General features: G+C 63.4%; 14 protein-coding genes and 1 pseudogene. 7 read left to right on the forward strand and 8 right to left on the reverse strand.

What is annotated here, in order from left to right:
* The coding region (locus H145_RS24640; RefSeq protein WP_033426240.1) for a hypothetical protein at positions 1 to 223 on the forward strand (223 nt) is incomplete at its 5' end.
* Between the two features lie 211 nt (positions 224 to 434).
* Complete coding sequence (locus H145_RS24170) at positions 435 to 602, forward strand: transposase (protein WP_157541541.1); 168 nt, start codon at positions 435 to 437, stop codon at positions 600 to 602.
* A 214-nt stretch (positions 603 to 816) separates the two neighbouring features.
* On the opposite strand, the gene H145_RS0113115 is transcribed toward H145_RS24170, so the two are convergent.
* The 3 genes from H145_RS0113115 to H145_RS0113125 all read right to left on the reverse strand — a co-directional run bounded on the left by H145_RS0113115 (position 817) and on the right by H145_RS0113125 (position 5,522).
* Complete coding sequence (locus tag H145_RS0113115; RefSeq protein WP_205619317.1) at positions 817 to 1,464, reverse strand: hypothetical protein; 648 nt, start codon at positions 1,462 to 1,464, stop codon at positions 817 to 819.
* 173 nt (positions 1,465 to 1,637) lie between these two features.
* Positions 1,638 to 3,503, reverse strand: a complete 1,866-nt coding sequence (locus tag H145_RS0113120; protein WP_019948616.1) for a glycosyltransferase — start codon at positions 3,501 to 3,503, stop codon at positions 1,638 to 1,640.
* Between the two features lie 183 nt (positions 3,504 to 3,686).
* Positions 3,687 to 5,522, reverse strand: a complete 1,836-nt coding sequence (locus H145_RS0113125) for an alpha-amylase family glycosyl hydrolase (RefSeq protein ID WP_071595190.1) — start codon at positions 5,520 to 5,522, stop codon at positions 3,687 to 3,689.
* 173 nt (positions 5,523 to 5,695) lie between these two features.
* Between H145_RS0113125 and H145_RS0113130 the strand changes: the two genes are divergently transcribed.
* A complete protein-coding gene (locus tag H145_RS0113130) occupies positions 5,696 to 6,085 on the forward strand; it encodes a DUF6960 family protein (RefSeq protein ID WP_157541543.1) in 390 nt (129 codons plus the stop codon).
* A 174-nt stretch (positions 6,086 to 6,259) separates the two neighbouring features.
* On the opposite strand, the gene H145_RS0113135 is transcribed toward H145_RS0113130, so the two are convergent.
* Positions 6,260 to 7,783, reverse strand: coding sequence for a YfcC family protein (locus H145_RS0113135; protein WP_019948619.1), 1,524 nt, complete (start codon positions 7,781 to 7,783; stop codon positions 6,260 to 6,262).
* Positions 7,784 to 7,950: 167 nt separating this feature from the next.
* Between H145_RS0113135 and H145_RS0113140 the strand changes: the two genes are divergently transcribed.
* From H145_RS0113140 to H145_RS22280, 3 genes and pseudogenes are all read left to right on the forward strand, one after another.
* Entirely contained in the window at positions 7,951 to 8,196 is a 246-nt protein-coding gene (locus H145_RS0113140) for a hypothetical protein (protein WP_019948620.1), read from the forward strand.
* Positions 8,197 to 8,225: 29 nt separating this feature from the next.
* Entirely contained in the window at positions 8,226 to 9,767 is a 1,542-nt protein-coding gene (locus H145_RS21275; RefSeq protein ID WP_019948621.1) for a glycosyltransferase family 39 protein, read from the forward strand.
* 201 nt (positions 9,768 to 9,968) lie between these two features.
* Positions 9,969 to 12,422: pseudogene (locus H145_RS22280) on the forward strand (S9 family peptidase).
* A 255-nt stretch (positions 12,423 to 12,677) separates the two neighbouring features.
* Here H145_RS22280 and H145_RS0113155 read toward each other — a convergent pair.
* From H145_RS0113155 to H145_RS0113170, 4 genes are all read right to left on the reverse strand, one after another.
* A complete protein-coding gene (locus H145_RS0113155) occupies positions 12,678 to 14,333 on the reverse strand; it encodes a M28 family peptidase (protein ID WP_019948624.1) in 1,656 nt (551 codons plus the stop codon).
* A gap of 179 nt (positions 14,334 to 14,512) precedes the next feature.
* Positions 14,513 to 14,863, reverse strand: coding sequence for a CZB domain-containing protein (locus H145_RS0113160; protein ID WP_019948625.1), 351 nt, complete (start codon positions 14,861 to 14,863; stop codon positions 14,513 to 14,515).
* A 51-nt stretch (positions 14,864 to 14,914) separates the two neighbouring features.
* On the reverse strand, positions 14,915 to 16,213 hold the full coding sequence (locus tag H145_RS0113165; protein WP_019948626.1) for a PAS domain-containing protein: 1,299 nt from the start codon (positions 16,211 to 16,213) through the stop codon (positions 14,915 to 14,917).
* Positions 16,214 to 16,367: 154 nt separating this feature from the next.
* The gene (locus tag H145_RS0113170; RefSeq protein ID WP_019948627.1) at positions 16,368 to 16,826 is read right to left on the reverse strand and encodes a GNAT family N-acetyltransferase; all 459 of its coding nucleotides are present in this window, start codon (positions 16,824 to 16,826) and stop codon (positions 16,368 to 16,370) included.
* A gap of 299 nt (positions 16,827 to 17,125) precedes the next feature.
* Between H145_RS0113170 and H145_RS0113175 the strand changes: the two genes are divergently transcribed.
* Entirely contained in the window at positions 17,126 to 17,833 is a 708-nt protein-coding gene (locus H145_RS0113175; RefSeq protein ID WP_019948628.1) for a hypothetical protein, read from the forward strand.
* The last annotated feature ends 94 nt before the right edge of the window (positions 17,834 to 17,927 follow it).

Below are 17,927 nucleotides of genomic sequence, written 5' to 3' on the forward strand. Positions count from 1 at the left end.
GGTCGACGCTTGCGCGGCGGCCACCAGCACGGGCCGGCAACAAGGGCAGTATCCAGCGGGTAATTATATCTTTGCTCAAGACTTCCATGAGGGAGGGAAAGGAGATGGGTCGCACCTCAAATTTCCCGCTTTTGTGGGAGTCTTTTCTGTTTTGCGCCTGACTGACTACTTCCTAAACAGCTTCTTTATCTGTAATTTCGTAGCGATGCACCCCCAAAACTAAGGGGCAAATCTCCAATTGTCCTCACGCTCTAGCACGCCGATGCCACGCTGGCCGAGTTGAACACCTCTTGGCCGCCCCATGGGCCAGACCAGCACTTGCGTGCCGCTGACGCGGGGGCGCTGCCTGACGCTGATCGGGGCGCTGCCGGTACGGGGCTTGGGGGTAGAGCAACAGCTGGAGAGCGGCCTCAACTACGAACTTTGCCTAGTACGTGACCCAATGTCTGGCCCCCACGTTGCGGCGGGGCGATGTGTTGGTGCTGGATGATTTCTCGGTGCATAAACTGCCAGGCGTGGTCGACTGGCTGGCCGAGCGGGGTGTGGTGGTGGTGTTTCTGCCACCCTACTCCCCTGACTTCAGCCCGATGGAGCAGGCCTAGAGCAAGCGCAAAACAGCCCTACGAGCCGCCCAGGCCCGCACCCGGCAGGCGCTGGAGCAGGCCATCAACTGGATTACCAGCCAAGATGCCCACAACTGGTTTGACCACTGTGATTACCACACACAACCCGCATAACGATGGGGTAAACCGTTTACGAAACTGCTATAGTCGCGAATCGGGTGACTCATGGCCCAAAGCTAGCCCCCACGCAGCTTCATGCGTTTGCCCTGGGTATTATTTCTGTCATAGTACTTACATGACCTAAATCTCTTATATACATAAGAAGTGCTCTAACGAAAAGCAAAACGCCAATCAACTCTAATGATTCTTCAACTATCACTGCTATGTGATAAGCAAGGCCATTAATCCACTGATTGTGGTGAAGAACAATATACCCCCCTAGAGACTCTATAATAAAAGCACCAGTCACAAATATTGTTCCGGCTAAAATAAAACGCGCCTTATGAGGAGCAGATAAATTCAAAAGGAATCGGCCGTAAAATATCAATAAGAAAAATAAAGCTGTAAGCCCAAGAATAGCTGTCATGTAATGAGGAGCTGCTAATGCCACATGTAAGTGATCTTTAATAAGCCCTGTAGCTAGCTCGTGAAGACTGATTATTTCGTCCATTGAAAGATAAATAAAACCTAAGCATAACCCAGCCCATTGCCATCGATAAACGTCGTTCAAATCTTGCTTAATACTAAAAATAAGCCCGAGCAAAGCGGCTGAAAATAATAAATTAATCGAAGAGAAGTATGCGGTGATCGTGCGTTCCTCGTCCATGTCAAATAGGGGGATAAATCCCATCATTGTTCTATAAGATGTAAAAACCTGAAATAGGACTACAATGGTTCCCATTGCAATTAGAAAGAGCACAATCCTAGTCAACACTACGGTGATTTTAGCAATGTTTACTTGTATTCTTATTTCAAACATATTAAAAAATTAGTAGTGGAGTGAAGTCAGATCAATAGCCTCATTGCATTACTCGTTGATAATGCACACGTATTTTGCTATGTCATTTAAGTGCCTTAAAGAACTGCCAATCCCTTGTTTAGGACTAGCTGATAAGCCTGATCGTAGTACACGCGCAGATTTTTCCAGTCGAACATTTCGGCCGAGCTTTCCACGTTGTTGCGCTGCATGATTCGTTCGCGGCGGTTGAGCTGCACGAACTCCCAGAGCATATCGGTTAGTTCCTCGGCGGCTTCGTCGAAGCTTTTTTCCTGGCGGTGTACCACAAAGATACCCTTTTCATCGTGGGCCGGCACATTTTGCAGCACGTAGTCGCCGAAGCCCGAGAGGTCGGAGGTGATGGCCGGCACGCCGCGGGCCACGCATTCGAGGGGCGTGTAGCCCCAGGGCTCGTAGTAGCTCGGGAATACGCCCAGGTGGCAGCCGCGCACGAACTGGCCGTATTCCATACCAAACAGCGGCGAAGTGGGCGACACGAAATCGGGGTGGTACACGATTTTCACCCGGTCGTGCTGGTTGTTGACGAGGTTGGCCCGGCGCAGGAAGTCGAGGATGTCGTCGGTCTGGTCGTCGACGAGGTTGTGGGTGATGACGGGGGGCAGGGCGCTGGTTTTCCAGCTTTGCAGCGTGCGGCGGTAGCGCAGACGCCAGTAGTCGTCTACCATCGTGCTCAGGTCGGGCAGGCGGTTGTCGTCGGAGGCGGCGGCGGCGTAGAACAGCCGCTCGCCCACCTGCTGCTCAATAGCCTCGCAGGTTTCGCGCACTTCCTCCAGCACGGCCCGGCTCTGCAACACCTGCGGATTGATGCTGGTGAAGGGCCGCTTGGTGATGAAAAACATCACTACCTGGCCTTCCAGGCCGCTTTGCTGCAGCCGGTAGTTGAGCCGGGCCAGGGCTTCCAGCGTGAGGTCAAAGCCCTTGTTGTGGTACTCGTAGCGCCCGCTCGTGAACAGGTAAAGCGTCTTGTCGAGGTCGAAGGAATAGCTCTGGAAGAAATGGGCCATCACGAACTCGTGAATCTTGGCCTTGTACTGCTGGTGCAGGTTCTGGAACTCGTGCAGCGCCACAAACCGCTCGATGTTGAGGCCGTTGGGCAGCACCGCGTCCGGAATCCGGTCGAGCAGATAGATGCACTCGCGCACCGTCAGCTCGCTCACCGTCGTGAACACGTGGGCACCGTGGGCGGCGGCGCGCTCCATCGTCACGGCCGGCTCGATGTTGAAGCGCCGGGCCTCCGCCTGCCAGTCCACCTGCATCAGGTGGTCGTAGAAGTTGGGGTCGTTCATGGCCAGGTAGCGGCCCAGCAGCGTGGCGTGGGTGGTGAACACCAGATGCACCGGCACCTGCTCGCGGCGCAGCGCCGGAATGGCCACGCCCGTCATCCACTCGTGGAAGTGGGCAATGAGCCGGCGCGGCGGCACGGTTTCGGCGGCCAGCAGCTGCAGAAACACCTTGGCCAGCTCGCCAAACGCCACCACCTGGTGCAGCAAATCGTCGGCCGCGGGCGTCGGAATGTGGTGGTCGTTCCAGAGGCTGCTCTTGATGGCGTCGAGCCGCTCGTAGGCCTGAAACGGGTCAATCAGCACCACGCGGGGGCGGCCCGTCACGAGCCAGGTGCCCAGCTGCACCTGGTAGCCCAGCGCCCGCATGGCCCGCACGGCGGCGGCAAACGGGTCGTCGGAGGCCGAGGCAGCCAGCTGCTGCTCGTCGTAGGGCTCAAACTCGCCCTGGGCCTGCTGCGGAAAGTAGGGCCCCAGCAGGCAGTACTGCCCGCCCCACACCTGCCGGGTAGCCGGCACTTTGCTGCGGATAACGGTGTAAATACCGCCCACCTGGTTGCAGACTTCCCAGGCCACCTCCACCAGCAGAGTATCGGCGACGGTGGCTGTAACGGCGGCAGAAAGCGGGGTAGAAAGGGGCATGGGCAACGGATTTTAAGCTTTCAGTGAGCTACAAGCATTGAGCTACAAGCTACGAGCCGCAAGCTACAAGCTTTGGGTTTGAGCGGCAAATTGAGCTGCAAGCTACAAGCTGCAAGCCGCAGGCTGATATTGAACGTCAGCTTGCGGCTTGCAGCTTGCAGCTTGTAGCTTGCAGCTAAAAAATCAAGGTTCCTGCGAGATGATAAGCACCGAATAGGGCGCCAAACCAAAGCTGCCGTGGAAGGGCTGGTCGTCGTAGATGCCGGTTTCGGCCTCGCAATCCACGCTTTCGAAGTTGCCGAATTCCTGGTCGTAGCCCTGCCAGTCGGAGTTGAAGCGCACGTGCCAGCGGCCGGCGCGGGGCAGGCCGATGCGGTAGGCGGCGTGGCTCTGGTCGGCGAAGTTGCACAGCACCACCGTGGTGTCGGCGGGCCCGCCCTGGTCGCGACGGATGAAGGCCAGCACCTTCTGCTCGTCGTTGAGGTGGTGCACTTCGGCGTGCTGGCCCAGCAGCCCGCGGGTGCGGCCCGCCAGGTTGCGGCGCAGCGCAATCAGGTCGCGGTACAGGCGCACGAGGCCGGCGTGCTCGTCGGCGCGGGCCCAGTCGAGGGGCTGGTCGTCGGAGAACGAGCCGTCGGTGAGCATGGTCTGGCCCTGGAAAATCATCGGGATGCCGGGCACCGTGAGCACCAGCGCCGCGCCCAGCGTCGAGCGTTTTTTCGGGAACCAGGAGGCCGCTTCGCCAGGCATAATTTCTTCGGGCACCCGGGCCTTGCCGTTGGCCACTTCGTCGTGGCTTTCGGTGTATACTACCCGCTGAAACGAGTCGTGGTTGTAGCGGTGCAGCACGGCTTCGGCCACGGCGGCCATGCTGCGGTCGGCGTCGTCGGGCGTGGTCAGCGCGTCGCGGATGGGGTACACGAAGCGGGCGTCCCACTGCGTGGAGAAACCCTGGCCGCCGTCTTCGGGGGCGCGGGTGATGTAGGCGTCGCCGAGCAAATCCTCGGCAATCATGATTTTCCAGGGCATTTTGGCCCGCACTTCCTCGTTCAGCCAGCGCATCAGGCTCCAGCCGTCGGGCAGGTCGTGGGCGGGGTCGGTGGTGCCGTTTACGTTGCGCACGTGGGCAATGGCGTCGCAGCGCAGCCCGTCGAGGCGGTAGTCTTCGAGCCACATCAGGGCATTGTCGCGGATGTAGCGGCGCACGCCTTCGCGGCCGTAGTCGGGGCGGTTGTGGCCCCAGGGCGTTTCGGCGCGCCAGTCGTTGTAGAAGTAGATGCCGCCGCCGTCGTTTTCCTGCCAGCCGTCAAACTGCCACAAATCCAGGTCGCCGGGTCCGAAATGGTTGTAGACCACGTCCAGAATGACGGCAATGCCGCGGCGGTGGGCCTGCTTGATGAACTCCTGAAAGCCCGCCGGCCCGCCATAGTCGCCATCGACGGCAAACGGATGGGCGGGGTTGTAGCCCCAGCTCAGGCGGCCCGGGAAGGCCGCGGCGGGCATAATCTCCACGGCATTAATGCCCAACTCGCGCAGGTAGTCGAGCTTCTCGATGGCGTCGTAGAAGGTGCCGGGCCGCTCCGGGTCGGGCGCGTAAAAGGTGCCGATGTGCAGCTCGTAAATCACCAGCTCGTTCCAGGCCGGCATCTGAAAGGCGTCATCTTCCCAGTCGAAATTGGGGTCGAACACCACCGAGTGGCCGGCCGAGTGGGTTACCTGGCGGGCGTAGGGGTCGTTTTTGGTCAGCTCGCCGTGGGCCGTGGTCAGGTGGAATTTGTACTCGGTGCCGGGGCCAAGGTCGGCAAAATCGGCCGCCCAGTAGCCGTCGGCTTCGGCCGCCAGCGGGTGCGAGGTGGCATTCCAGTCGTTAAACGGGCCCACCAAGGATACGGCGGTGGCGGCCGGCGCCCACACCCGGAACGTGGTGCCGCCGGCGTGGGGCCGGGCGCCCATGCCGCCCCATAGGGTGGGCGTGGGCTCGGAGGCTAAAGCAGCAGAAGGATTGGCAATTACTGGCATAAATACATCGGAAAAGCCGCTCCCCGAAAGCGGGGCGGCCGGTGCTTCTTTACTGCCGTGGTTGGGGGAAAGTTGCTGGCCGGCCCGCCGGGGCGCGTAGCTTTGCCGGAAACCCGCCGGCCCCAGCCGTGGTTATACAGGCCCTTGGCCTTTCATTTTTAACTTCCGATTCCGTGCCCCGACCCAAACCCGTGGTGTTCGGCCTCTACGGCTGGACGCCCGAATACGGCTACTCCTACATCCACCCCGCCAACCGCCGCTCCTTCGAGTGGCTGGAGCCGCTGGGCAAGGTGTTCGAGAAAATCGACGAAACCGACGACTGGATTATCCTGCGCTACGACGAGCAGCAGTTCTACGTCAGCGCCGAGCTGTTCAAGGAGCTCTACCGCAAACCCGCCTTCAGCTTCGGCGACACCGTGAAAACCAGCGCCCCGCCCGCCCACCAGGGCCTCATCTCCGACGTGTATTTTGACGAGCGCGCCGATGCGTTCCAGTTTCAGCTGGTGGAAAAAAAGCGCAAAGTGCAGCGCGTATTCGAGGCCGATGAGCTGGCGGAGGCGTAACGCTTCTGGTCGTTCTGGCGGGCGCCTCACTCCCTAGCCCCCTCTCCGAAAAAGGAGAGGGGGACTAGCTTCTGATTTCTAGTTTAGCAATGGCTGCGCTAGTTCTAAAACTACAAGCTAGTTCCCCCTCTCCCCAAGGAGAGGGGGCTAGGGGGTGAGGCGTAACGTCAGGCGCTAAATTCCCACCGCAATACCCACCACCACGGCCACCACGCCCAGGGCCACCAGCAGCAGGTACAGCGGAAACACGAAGCGCCACCACTCGTCAAACCGCACGCCGCAGGCCGCTACGATGGCTACTAAGGCGCCGTTGGTGGGCGTTATCAGCTCGCAGAGGCCGGCGCCGTACTGGTAAGCCAGCACGGTAACCTGCCGCGAGAGGCCGATAAGATCGGAGAGGGGCACCAGTAGCGGCATCGTCAGCACGGCCTGGCCGCTGACCGAGGGCACGGGCAGGTGCAGGGCCGTGTGCACGCCCATCATGCCGATGGCCGCCACCCAGGCCGGCAGGCCGGCCAGCGGGGCCGAAAGGGCGTTGACGATGGTATCGACAATCTGGCCCTGCTCCAGGACCACGAAAATGGCGCGGGCAAAACCAATCAGCAGCGCCGAAAAGGCAATGTCGCGGAAGCCGGCAATGAAGCCCTCGGCGGTGCCGGTGAGGCCGAGGCCGCCCACCAGCCCGGCCAGCACGCCCATGGTGAAGAACAGGGCGGCCATCTGCTCGAAATCCCAGCCCAGTTCCAGCACTCCGTAAGCGAAAAACGCGAAGCCACCCAGCAGCAAAATCAGTACAAATGCTTCCCGGCTCACTCCCTTCAGCAGAATGTACGTGCCTAGAAGAAATAATAAAGTAAAAGAGGTGGCAGTAGGTATATCAAACTTAAATTCTGTACGAAAAACTGATTCCGTGAAATAGGGCACTAGAAAACTATAGAAAAGTAAGGCGCTAGCTACCAATATTAGCAGGCCAATACTTTTCGGAACATTCTGGCTACCTGTGGCAACTGTTGTTATTTCGGTCGTCTCAGGCGCTATGCGGTGGCGTTGGGCGTAGCGCACGGTGCCGCCAATCCAGATAACGAGGGCCAGCAGCAGGAATACCAGCCGGAAGCCGCCGCCCGAGAGCAGCGGCAGCTGGGCCAGCTTCTGGGCAATGCCCACCTGGAAGGGGTTGAGCGGACTAAACGCCGAGCCCACCGCCGCCGAGCCGATGCTGACCGCCGCCGCCGTAACCACCGGATAGCCGATGCGGCGCATCAGAATCAGCAGCACCGGCACCAGCGGCACGATTTCCTCCTGCATGTTTTCCAGCGCGCCCATCGTGGCAAACAGCACCGAAATAATGGGAATGACCACCGCCTCGCGCCCCCGAAACTTCTCCAGCAGCCAGTCCACGCCCCGGCGCAGGGCCCCCGTCAGGTCCACGACCGTAAACGCTCCGCCGGCCAGGAATACCAGGAAAATTACGGAGGCCGCGTCCACCAGTCCCTTCGGAATATCGACCAGGGCCTGCAACGGGCTGACGGGCGTGGCCGGCACGCGGTGGTAGGAGCCGGGCACCACCACGTCGCGGCCGGTGGCGGCGTCGGGGATGCGCTCGAACACGCCGGCCGGCAGGATGTAGCTCAGCGCGCAGGCCAGCAAAATAAAGCCCACCAGCAAAACTAGCGGGTGCGGAAAGCGAATCGTCTTCATGGGGCGAAGGTAAGCAGCGGTGAAATGGTGAGATGGTGAAATAGTGAGTTTGACGTTCTGCAATCCTAATTGCGCAAATTGTTTTACCAACACCATTCGCGCCAGTAGGCCCCCGAAACATAAAACTCACCATCTCACTATTTCACCATCTCACCGCCAGCCCCGCCATGAAATACGCCGAATTCAAAGCGCTGAATATGTTTCGCCAGCAGGCGTACCTGGCCGAGCACGGCCGGCTGCTGGCCGAGCGGCGCGAAGACAGCTTCCGGCTGCAGCTGTTCGCGGTGGCCGATTTCTACGCCGAGCAGTGGTGTGAGTACGACAACGAGCACTTGCTCTTCATCCACCTGTTTCAGCATACAGCCGGCCTGCGCGACTACCTGCCCGCCATCCGCCTGCCCCGCGACTGGTAGCAAGTATCCGCAACAGGCTATATTGAGGCATGAAAAGCCCCCGCCTGCTGCCGGTGCTGCTGGCCCTGCTCAAGTTTGCCACCGGCTACGGGCTGGCCAGCAGCGCCTACGAGCTGCACCGCGACGAGTACCTCTACCTCGACTACGGCCGGCATCTGGCCTGGGGCTACCTCGAAGTGCCGCCCCTCACGGCCCTGCAAAGCTGGCTTACGCTGGCGCTGGGTGGCAGCTGGTTTTGGGTGAAGTTCTGGCCCCTGCTTTGGGGCAGCCTCACTATTTACCTGGTGGGCCGGGCCGTGCAGCGGCTGGGCGGCGGGCCCTGGGCCGTGGCGCTGGCCGGCCTGGGCTACCTGCTGAGCGCCTACGCCCGCCTCAACTTTCTGTTCCAGCCCAATGCCTTCGAGGTGCTGGCCTTCACGGCCGTTGGCTACTGCCTGATTTGCTACGGACAGCAGCCGGCCCCGCGCTGGCTGTACGCCATTGGGGCCGTGCTGGGACTGGCGCTGCTGAACAAGTATTCGGCCCTGTTTTTTATTGCCGCGCTGCTGCTGGCCCTGCTGCTCACGCCGCTACGGCGGGTGCTGGCGACGCGGCACTTCTGGCTGGCGGTCGGGCTGGCGCTGCTGTTGTGGCTGCCCAACCTGGCCTGGCAAATCGGGCACGGGCTGCCGGTGCTGCACCATATGGCGCTGCTGCGCGAAAGCCAACTGGTGCACGTGTCGGCAGCCGGGTTCTGGCAGGGCCAGCTGACGATGAATGCGCTGAGCCTCTGGGTGTGGGTGCCCGGCCTGCTGGCGCTGCTGCTGAGCCGCCGGCTGCGGCCCTACCGGGTGCTGGGGCTGGTGTACGTGTTTGGTTTGCTTCTGCTTACGCTACTGCACGGCAAAGACTATTACGCCCTGGGCTACTACCCGCTGCTGCTGGCCGCCGGGGCCGCGTGGTGGCAACAGCGGCTCAGCAGTTGGCCGCGCCTGGGGTGGGTGCTAAAACCGGCGCTGCTGGTGCTGCCTCTGGCCCTCAGCCTCCGGATGCTGCCGCTGCTGTTCCCAATCGAGCCGCCCGACGGTATGCTGGCCCACTGGGCGCGCTACGAGCGGGTGGGCGCGCTCCGCTGGGAAGACGGCCAAAACCACCTGCTGCCCCAGGACTACGCCGACATGCAGGGCTGGCGCGAACTGGCCGATAAAACCTGGGCCGCCTACGCGGCGCTTCCGCCCCAGGCGCGGGGCCGCACGCTCATCCTGGCGGGCAACTACGGCCAGGCCGGCGCCATCAACTACTACAACCGCCGCCGCAACCTGCCGCCCGCCAACAGCTTCAACGGCAGCTACCTGCTCTGGCAGCCGCCCGCGCCGCCCGGCGGCTGGCAGTATATTCTGCTGGTTGAGGACGACCCCACGACCGGCCTGGAAAAGCACTTCCAAACCCTGCAGACGGTAGGGGAGGTGCGCAACCCCTACGCCCGCGAGCAGGGCACCCGCATCCGCCTCGGCACCCACCCTGATGCCGCCATTCTGGCCTACGCCGCCGCGCTGCACCGCCGCGAACTGGCCGCCTGGGGGCAGTTTTGAGGAACCAGCTGTACTGCTCTGCATACGCCCACCCCGGCCAACCCCACCCCCGGCCCCTCCCCTCCGGGAGAGGGGTGCCAGCTGCGAGTTTAACGATTTATTGAACGCACCCCTCTCCCGGAGGGGAGGGGCCGGGGGTGGGGTTTGCTTTCCGCGCATTTTAAGCGAACTTCACCGCTTCCCATCCGAAAAGAATCCGTTATGAAAAAACTGCTGTTTGGGCTCCTGCTGCTCGGCTCCCACGCCGGGCTGGCCCAGGATGCCGCCACCTACCAGACGCCTCCTAAGGCCCTGGCCGACCTCGTAACCGTGGCTCCTACCCCCGGCGTGAGCGTGGACTCGAAAGGCCAGTACATGGTGATTCTGGAGCGCGCCGCCAACCCTACCATCGCCGAGCTGTCGCAGCCCGAGTTGCGGCTGGCGGGCGTGCGGCTTAACCCCGCCACCAACGGCCCCAGCCGGGCTTCTTACCTGACCGGCCTCAAGCTGAAAAAGCTGCCTAACGGTACCGAAACGGCCGTTACAGGCCTGCCCGCCGAGGCACAGCTCAGCTACCTGCAATGGTCGCCCGATGAAACCAAAATTGCCTTCACCAACACCACCGACACCCAACTGGAGCTGTACGTGGCCGACGTAGCCACGGCCGCGGCCCGGCGCGTGGGCACCGTGGCCCTGAACGCCGTGCTGGGCACGCCCTACAACTGGCTGCCCGACGGCCAGGGCTTTATTGTGCGGGCCGTGCCGGCCGGTCGCGGGGCAGCCCCGGCCCCCGGCCGGGTGCCCAAAGGGCCCACGGTGCAGCAGAATCTGGGTCGCTCGGGCCAGGCGCCCACCTACCAGGATTTGCTCAAAAACCCGTCTGACGAAGCGCAATTCAACTACTACGCCACGGCCCAGGTAATGCGGCTGGGGCTCGATGGCCAAACGAAAGCCATCGGCCAGCCCGGCATTATTACCGGCGCGCAGGCCTCGCCCGATGGCCGCTTTGTGCTGACGGAAACGGTACACGCGCCGTTTTCCTACCTCGTGCCCGTGTACCGCTTCCCGCTTCGCACCGATGTGTTCAACATCGATGGCACGCTGGTGAAAACGCTGGCCGACACGCCCGCCCAGGAAAACGTGCCCTACAGCCCCGACGGTGCTCCCACCGGCCCGCGCGACTACGCCTGGCGCACCGACGTGCCGGCCACCGTGTACTACACCGAGGCCCAGGACGGCGGCGACCCCAAAAAGAAAGCCGATATCCGCGACAAAGTATTTGCCCTCGATGCGCCATTTGCCGGCTCGCCCAAGGAAATCTACGCGGCGCAGTACCGTTTTCGGGGCTTTGATTGGGGCGACGAGGACGTGGCCCTGGCCTCCGAGCGGTGGTGGCAGTCGCGCAAGAGCCTGACCAAGGTGGTAAATCCGCGCACCGGCCAGACCCGCACGCTGTTCGACCGCTCGTACGAGGACCGCTACTCCGACCCCGGCCAGCCCGACACCCGCCGCAACCAGTACGGCCGCGAGGTGCTCAACCTGCTGCCCAACGGCGAGGTGCTGATGATTAACGGCACGGGCGCTTCCAGTACCGGCGACCGGCCCTTCGTGAGCGTGCTCAACCTGAAAACCGGCAAAAGCCAGGAAATCTGGCGCTCCCAGGCCCCGCGCTTCGAGCGGCCCGTGGCGGTGCTCGACGCTAAAAAGCGCGTGCTGCTGACCACCCAGGAGCAGCCCGACGAAAACCCGAACTACTACATCCGCAACCTGGCCAAGCGCAGCGCGCCGGTGCGCGTCACCAACTTCCCGCACCCCTACCCGCAGCTCAAAGGCATCCAGAAGGAGCAAATCCGCTACAAGCGCGCCGATGGCGTGGAGCTGACGGCCATGCTGTACCTGCCCGCGGGCTACAAGAAATCCGACGGTCCGCTGCCGACCTTTTTGTGGGCCTACCCGGCCGAATTCAAGAGTGCCGCCGCTGCCGGCCAGGTCAACGGCTCGCCCTACCAGTTCAACCGCATCAGCTACTGGGGCGCCGCCGCTTTCGTGACGATGGGCTACGCCGTGCTCGACAATGCCAGCATCCCGATTGTGGGCGAGGGCGACAAGGAGCCCAACGACACCTACGTGCAGCAGCTCGTTTCGAGCGCCCAGGCCGCCATTGAGGAAGGCGTGCGCCGCGGCGTGGTCGATGCCAACCGCGTGGGCGTGGGCGGCCACTCCTACGGCGCGTTCATGACGGCCAATCTGCTCACCCACAGCAAGCTGTTCCGGGCCGGCGTTGCCCGTAGCGGCGCCTACAACCGCACGCTCACGCCCTTCGGTTTCCAGAACGAGCAGCGCACCTATTGGTAGGCCCCGGAGGTGTACAACACTATGTCGCCCTTCCAGCAGGCCGACAAAATGAAGACGCCGCTGCTGCTCATCCACGGTGAGGCCGACAACAACACCGGCACCTTCCCGATGCAGTCGGAGCGCTACTACACGGCCCTCAAGAGCTTTGGGGCCAGCACCCGGCTGGTGCTGCTGCCCTACGAAAGCCACGGCTACACGGCCAAAGAGTCGCTTTTGCACATGCTCTGGGAGATGAACAGCTGGCTCGATAAGTTCGTGAAAAACGCCCCCGCCGCCGGCACCGAAAAATCGGTTGGCCAGGCTGGCAACGGCACGAAGTAACAGCCCGCTGTCTAATGCAAAACGGCCTCGCCCAAATTGTGGGCGAGGCCGTTTTACGTTGAATAATCAGCGTCTTAAACTGATTTCAGCCCCGGAGGGGCGGCATATCGGTAGCAAAACAGCCGTAAGGAAAATCAAAGCCCCAGCGGGGCGACACCAATCGTTCAACGGTCGGTGTCGCCCCGCTGGGGCTCTTGCTTTGCTACCACTCGTTTTTCTACCGATATGCCGCCCCGCTGGGGCTGAAAACGGCGGTTATTTCTGCCCGCCGAACTGCCGGCCGAAATAGTCGCCGGGGTTCCAGCGGGGGCGCTCGGGGGCCTGGGCCACCAGGTAGCCGACCAGGAAGTTGAGCTGCACGTAGGTGCGGCCGGCCGCGAAATCGAAGGTGCCGCTCATGTCGTCCTGGGGCTTGTGGTAGGTGAGGGCGCGCCACTGTTTCACCTGCTCGCTGAGGTTGTTGCGGCCGTCGGGCGTGCGGTTACCGTACTTGAGGTGCAGCGCCGGAATGCCCTGGGCCACGAAGCTGTACTGGTCGGAGCGGATGAAGCGGTTCTGCTCGGGCTCGGGGTCTTCTTCCACTGATAAACCCAAATACGCTGCCGCCTGGGCCACCGGCGCGGCCAGCGTGGAGTGCTGGGCCCCCAGCGGCACCACCGACAGCAGCGGGGCAATGAGGGTGGGCATGTCGGTATTGACGTTGGCCACGAGGCTGGTGCCGGGTACGGTGGGCCGGGCCGCGAAATAGGCCGAGCCCAGCAACCCCAGCTCCTCGCCGGTTTGCAGCACCAGCAGGATGCTGCGGGCGGGTTTCTGCTTGAGCTGCGAATAGATGCCGGCAATTTCGAGCACCGAGGCCACGCCCGTGGCGTTGTCGTGGGCGCCGTTGTAGATGGAGTCGCCGCGCACGGGCGCGCCCACGCCCAGGTGGTCGAGGTGGGCCGAGTGCACCACGTATTCATCGCGCAGCTTAGGGTCGGAGCCCGTGATTTTGCCCACCACGTTGTAGGAGTCGAAATCCTGGTAAGCCGATTCCCAGCGGGCCGAAAGCGTGCCGGGCAGCGCTAGCGGGGCCGGCTGACTGGCCCGCAGGCGCTGCATCACCTGGGCCGTGTCGGAGGCGGCGGCGCGCAGCAGGGTTTGCAGGCCGGCGGCCGAGAGCGTGCCGGTAAGGGCCACCCCGGCGGGCCCGCTCACGAAGCCGCGGGCGGCGGCCACTTTGCCATCGGCCCCGAGCACGCTGGTGGTGGAAAGCAGCCGGGCCGGGTTGCCCACCGCGGGCCGCAGCGTGGCAAACAGCACACCCACCGCGCCGTGGACCGCGGCCGTGCGCACGAGCTGGGTCTGGTCCTGGCTGGCGGCGGCCACGGTGCTGGGGAAGGCCGGCGGGGCGCCGCGTAGCACCACTACCACCTTGCCGCGGACATCGAGGCCTTGGTAGTCGTCGTAGTTTTCGGCGGGAGCCGAGATGCCGTAGCCCGCAAACACGAGGCCGGTGGCGGGCAGCTGGGCGGTGGGCTGCTCGGGGTGGGGCAGCAGATGGAGGGCATCGAGCGGCAACCCGGCCGCACCGGTGCCCGACTGGTAACTGACGCTGGCGCCCGGCCGCACCGTGGCGCGGCGCAGGCGCACGCGCTGCGTGAAGCCGCCGTTTTCGCCGGCCGGCTCCACGCCCCGCTTCTTCAGCTGGGCCACCACATAATCGACGGCCAGCTGGTAGCCGGGCGTGCCGGGCTTGCGGCCCAGCAGCCGGTCGTCGGCCAGGTAGGCTACGTGGGCGCGCATGGCGTCGGGGCGCACCTGGGCCATCGCCCGGCGCACGGGCTTGGGCAGCTGGAGGGAGTTGGGGGGAGAGGCCGCCAGGGACAACAGCCCGAGTGCCGGCAGCAGCAACAGAGAGAAGAGCTTCATGGAGCTAAGCTACTGCAGTTCTCGGGTTGTAGCGCGAACTTTGTAGTTCGCGTAGCTGGTCGACACTTGTTCACTTGTTCCGCCGTTCAGTCGCGCGAACTACAAAGTTCACGCTACATCAGCAGGCCACTGGCCGCCGGTGTTTTCATTCCGATACAAGACCCGCCACAGGCTGCCGCTTACACGGCCTGCTCCAGCTCCAGCAGCAGCGTTTCGATGCGGGCGGCGTGGGCGTCGAGGCGTTCGAGGCCCGCGCGCGACTCTTCGAGCTGGCCGCGCTGGTACTGGCGCACGAGGCTCTGGCCCGTCAGCAGCATCTGCTGCAACTCCCGTTCGAGGCGCAAAAACTGGCTGGTGCTGCCGTACTGGGGCTGAATAACGGCGTAGAGCCACTGCCCCAGCGGGTTTTCGCGGATGGCAAACAGGCTGTCGTCGGGCTCGCGCACGCCGTAGAGCACGGAGCGCAGCCGCGACTTAAACAGCACCTGCTTGATGCGGGCCTGCTGGAAATCGAGGTTGGTCAGCTCCATTGGCGGAAAAAGGAAAACAGCGTACCGGAAGCGGGGGCGAAACGGAGATGGTTACGCATCGAAACCGGGGTTTTCGAGGGCCTGGCGGGCCAGCACCAGCTCGGTTACGTTGTAGGCGAAGTGCGAAATGCCCACAATCCGGCCGGTTTCGCGCAGGGGCTGGTAGGTGATGTTGAAGAACTGCTCGCGGCTTTGGCCGGTTTCAGGGTCGGTTATGCGGAACACCACTTCGGAGCCGTAGTAGGGCTCGCCGGTCTGGTATACGTGGTCGAGCAGGGCAATAAAACCCTGGCTTTCGGCTTCGGGCACCACTTCGGCCACGGTGCGGCCCAGTAGCTCGCGGCCCGGAAACAGCTGCTGGTACAGCGTATTGACGAACTCGTGGCGGTGCTCGGGGCCGCGGGCAATGGAAATCAGGGCCGGCGCCTCCATAAACAGGTTATAAAGCGTTTCGCGCTGGCGCTGGGCTTCGGCCTGGGCCAGGTACGCCTGGTCGGAGAGGGCGGCCTGCTGCTCGTTGGCTTCGAGCAGCTCCTGCACCAGCAGCTTCTGGTCGTGGATGTCGGTGCCGGCACCAATCCACATGGTAAGCTGGCCGTGCTCGTCGTGGCGCGGCAGGGCCCGCATCAGCAGCCAGCGGTACTGGCCGTCGTGGCGGCGCAGGCGGTACTCCACCTGGTAGGCCTGGCCGGTGGCGCTGGCCTGCTGCCAGGCCTGGTCCAGCTTCGCGCAGTCGTCCGGATGGATTTCCTCGCGCCAGCCGTCGCCCAGGCCGGCTTCGGGCGGGCGGCCTGTAAACTCCAGCCAGCGGGGGTTGAAGTAGTCGCGCATCCCGTCGGGCCGGGCCGTCCAGACCAGAATGGGCAGCGAGTCGAGCACGAAGCGCATCCGGTTCTGGGTTTCGTTGAGCGCCCGCTGGGCCTCGGCGGCCCGCCGCTCGGCGTGGTGGCGCTCGGTTACGTCGTGGGTGCGCTGCAGAATATAGGCCAGCCGGCCTTCGGCGTCGAGCACCGGAAAGTGCGTGGCCTCCCAGTACAGCTCCTGCAGGTCGCCCTGCCCGGCGGTGTGCGCCAGGTCGTAGCGAATCAGGGGCATGGTATGCGGCGCTAAGTGGCGGCGCACGTGCTCGTGCGACTCGCGGATAATGCGGGCCGACTCGGCATCGGTGGCCGGGTAGGCCTCGAAAAACGGCTTGCCCACGGCCTGTTCGCGCGGTGTAAGCGACGCGGCTACGTGGCTGTCGGTATTGTCGAGGATGGTGGCGTCGGCGTCGGGCCCGATGAGCAGAAAGTTGTCGGGCAGGGCCCGGAATAACTGATGGTAATCAATCGGGGAGGCAGCGGTGGGCATGGGCGAGGGGGAAGGCAGAACGAGGGATACGCAGCCCGCACCAACGCCGGCGGGCCGCCCGGCGAATATACAACCGGCCGGCCGTGGTGCAGTTTGGGGCGGTACTTTTGCGGAAAAAAGGGCCCGGCCGCACGGCCGGTCAGCGGCTCCGGGGCTACGCCTGCCGCACCATGTGGATGTGCGGAATATCGTCCTCCAGATACCCTTCGCCCACCTGCCGGAAGCCGAAGCTTTCGTAGAACTTCTGCAGGTACAGCTGGGCCCCAATCTGGATGGGTTGCGGGCCGAACAGCCGCGCTATGCCCCCGATGGCCTCGGCCAGCAGCTCGCGGCCCACGCCGGTGCGGCGGTGGCGCGGGCTGCTCACCACCCGCCCAATGCTGGCCTCGGGGTACGATATGCCGGGCCCGAACAGCCGGGCATAAGCGGCCAGCTCGCCGCCGTCGGGCGCGTGGCCCAGTAGGTGCCAGGCGGCCTGGTCGAGCCCGTCGATGTCCTGAAACGGGCAGGTTTGCTCCACCACAAACACTTCGGAGCGCAGCTGCAGCAGCGTGTACAGCTCGGTGGTGGTCAGGTCGGCGAAGGGCTTAAGGGTCCAGGTGGTGACGGGCATGAGGGCAAAGGTAGTTTCCAGCGGTCAGTTGACAGTCGGCAGTGCGCGAACGTCATTCAGAGCGCAGCGAAGAATCTCGCGTGCTGACGTTGAGTTACTATGGCAACGTCAGCACGCGAGATTCTTCGCTGCGCTCTGAATGACGTTCGCCTATTAATGACTGTCAACTAAACCCGACGCTTCATCCGGCTTATCTGACGCTTCGTCAACGGCAATTTTCAGCAGCGGCCGGCGGTGGGCACCTTTGAATCATCAGACCGCCAGCAACTTCCTTTTCAACCCCTAACTGTCTTTCAGTTATGAAAAAGCCCCTGCTCACCCTGGCCCTGCTTGCCGCTTCTTTCGCCGCGCTGGCCCAACAGCCGGCTATTTCGGGCGCCGCCCCGGCTGCGGCCGCTGCCGCCCCGGCCGACGCCTACACTACCCTGATGGCGGCCGCTATTGCCGAGTTGCTGAACACCGGCGACCCGGCCACACTGCGGGCCAGCGCCGCCAAAATGGAGCGGGCCGCCGCCGTGAAACCCCAGAATTGGCTGCCCCGCTACTACCAGGCCTACGCGCTGCTCATCAACGTGTTCCAGAGCCAGGAAGACGGTGGCGCCAAGGACAAAACCCTCGACCAAGCCGAGGCTGCTCTGGCGCAGGCCCGCAAGCTGGCCGGGGCCGACGAGTCGGAGCTACTCGTGTTGCAGGCCTACATCTACCAGGCCCGGATGGGCATTTCGCCCATGCTGCGGGGCCTGAAATACTCGGGCCTGGTGAACGAGGCCGTGGCCCAGGCCATCAAGCTCAACCCCGCCAACCCCCGCGCCTACCTCGTGCAGGCCAACAACGTGTACTACACGCCCGCCATGTTCGGCGGCGGGGCCGAGGCGGCCAAGCCCCTGTACCTGCAGGCCCAGGCGCGCTACGCCGCCTTTCGGCCCGCTACCAGCCTGTCGCCCAACTGGGGCGAAGGCCAGCTGAAGGGCCGCCTGAAAAAGTATGAAACGGCCGCTGTTAAGTAAGCTGCCACGGTCGGGGCCACGGCTTTTCGGCTGCGGCCCCTCGGCCAACTCCACGCCTTGCGGTGCGGCATTCGTGTAGTTTTGATACCTTCCG

This window comes from Hymenobacter aerophilus DSM 13606 (assembly GCF_000382225.1).
Taxonomy (GTDB): Bacteria; Bacteroidota; Bacteroidia; order Cytophagales; family Hymenobacteraceae; genus Hymenobacter; species Hymenobacter aerophilus.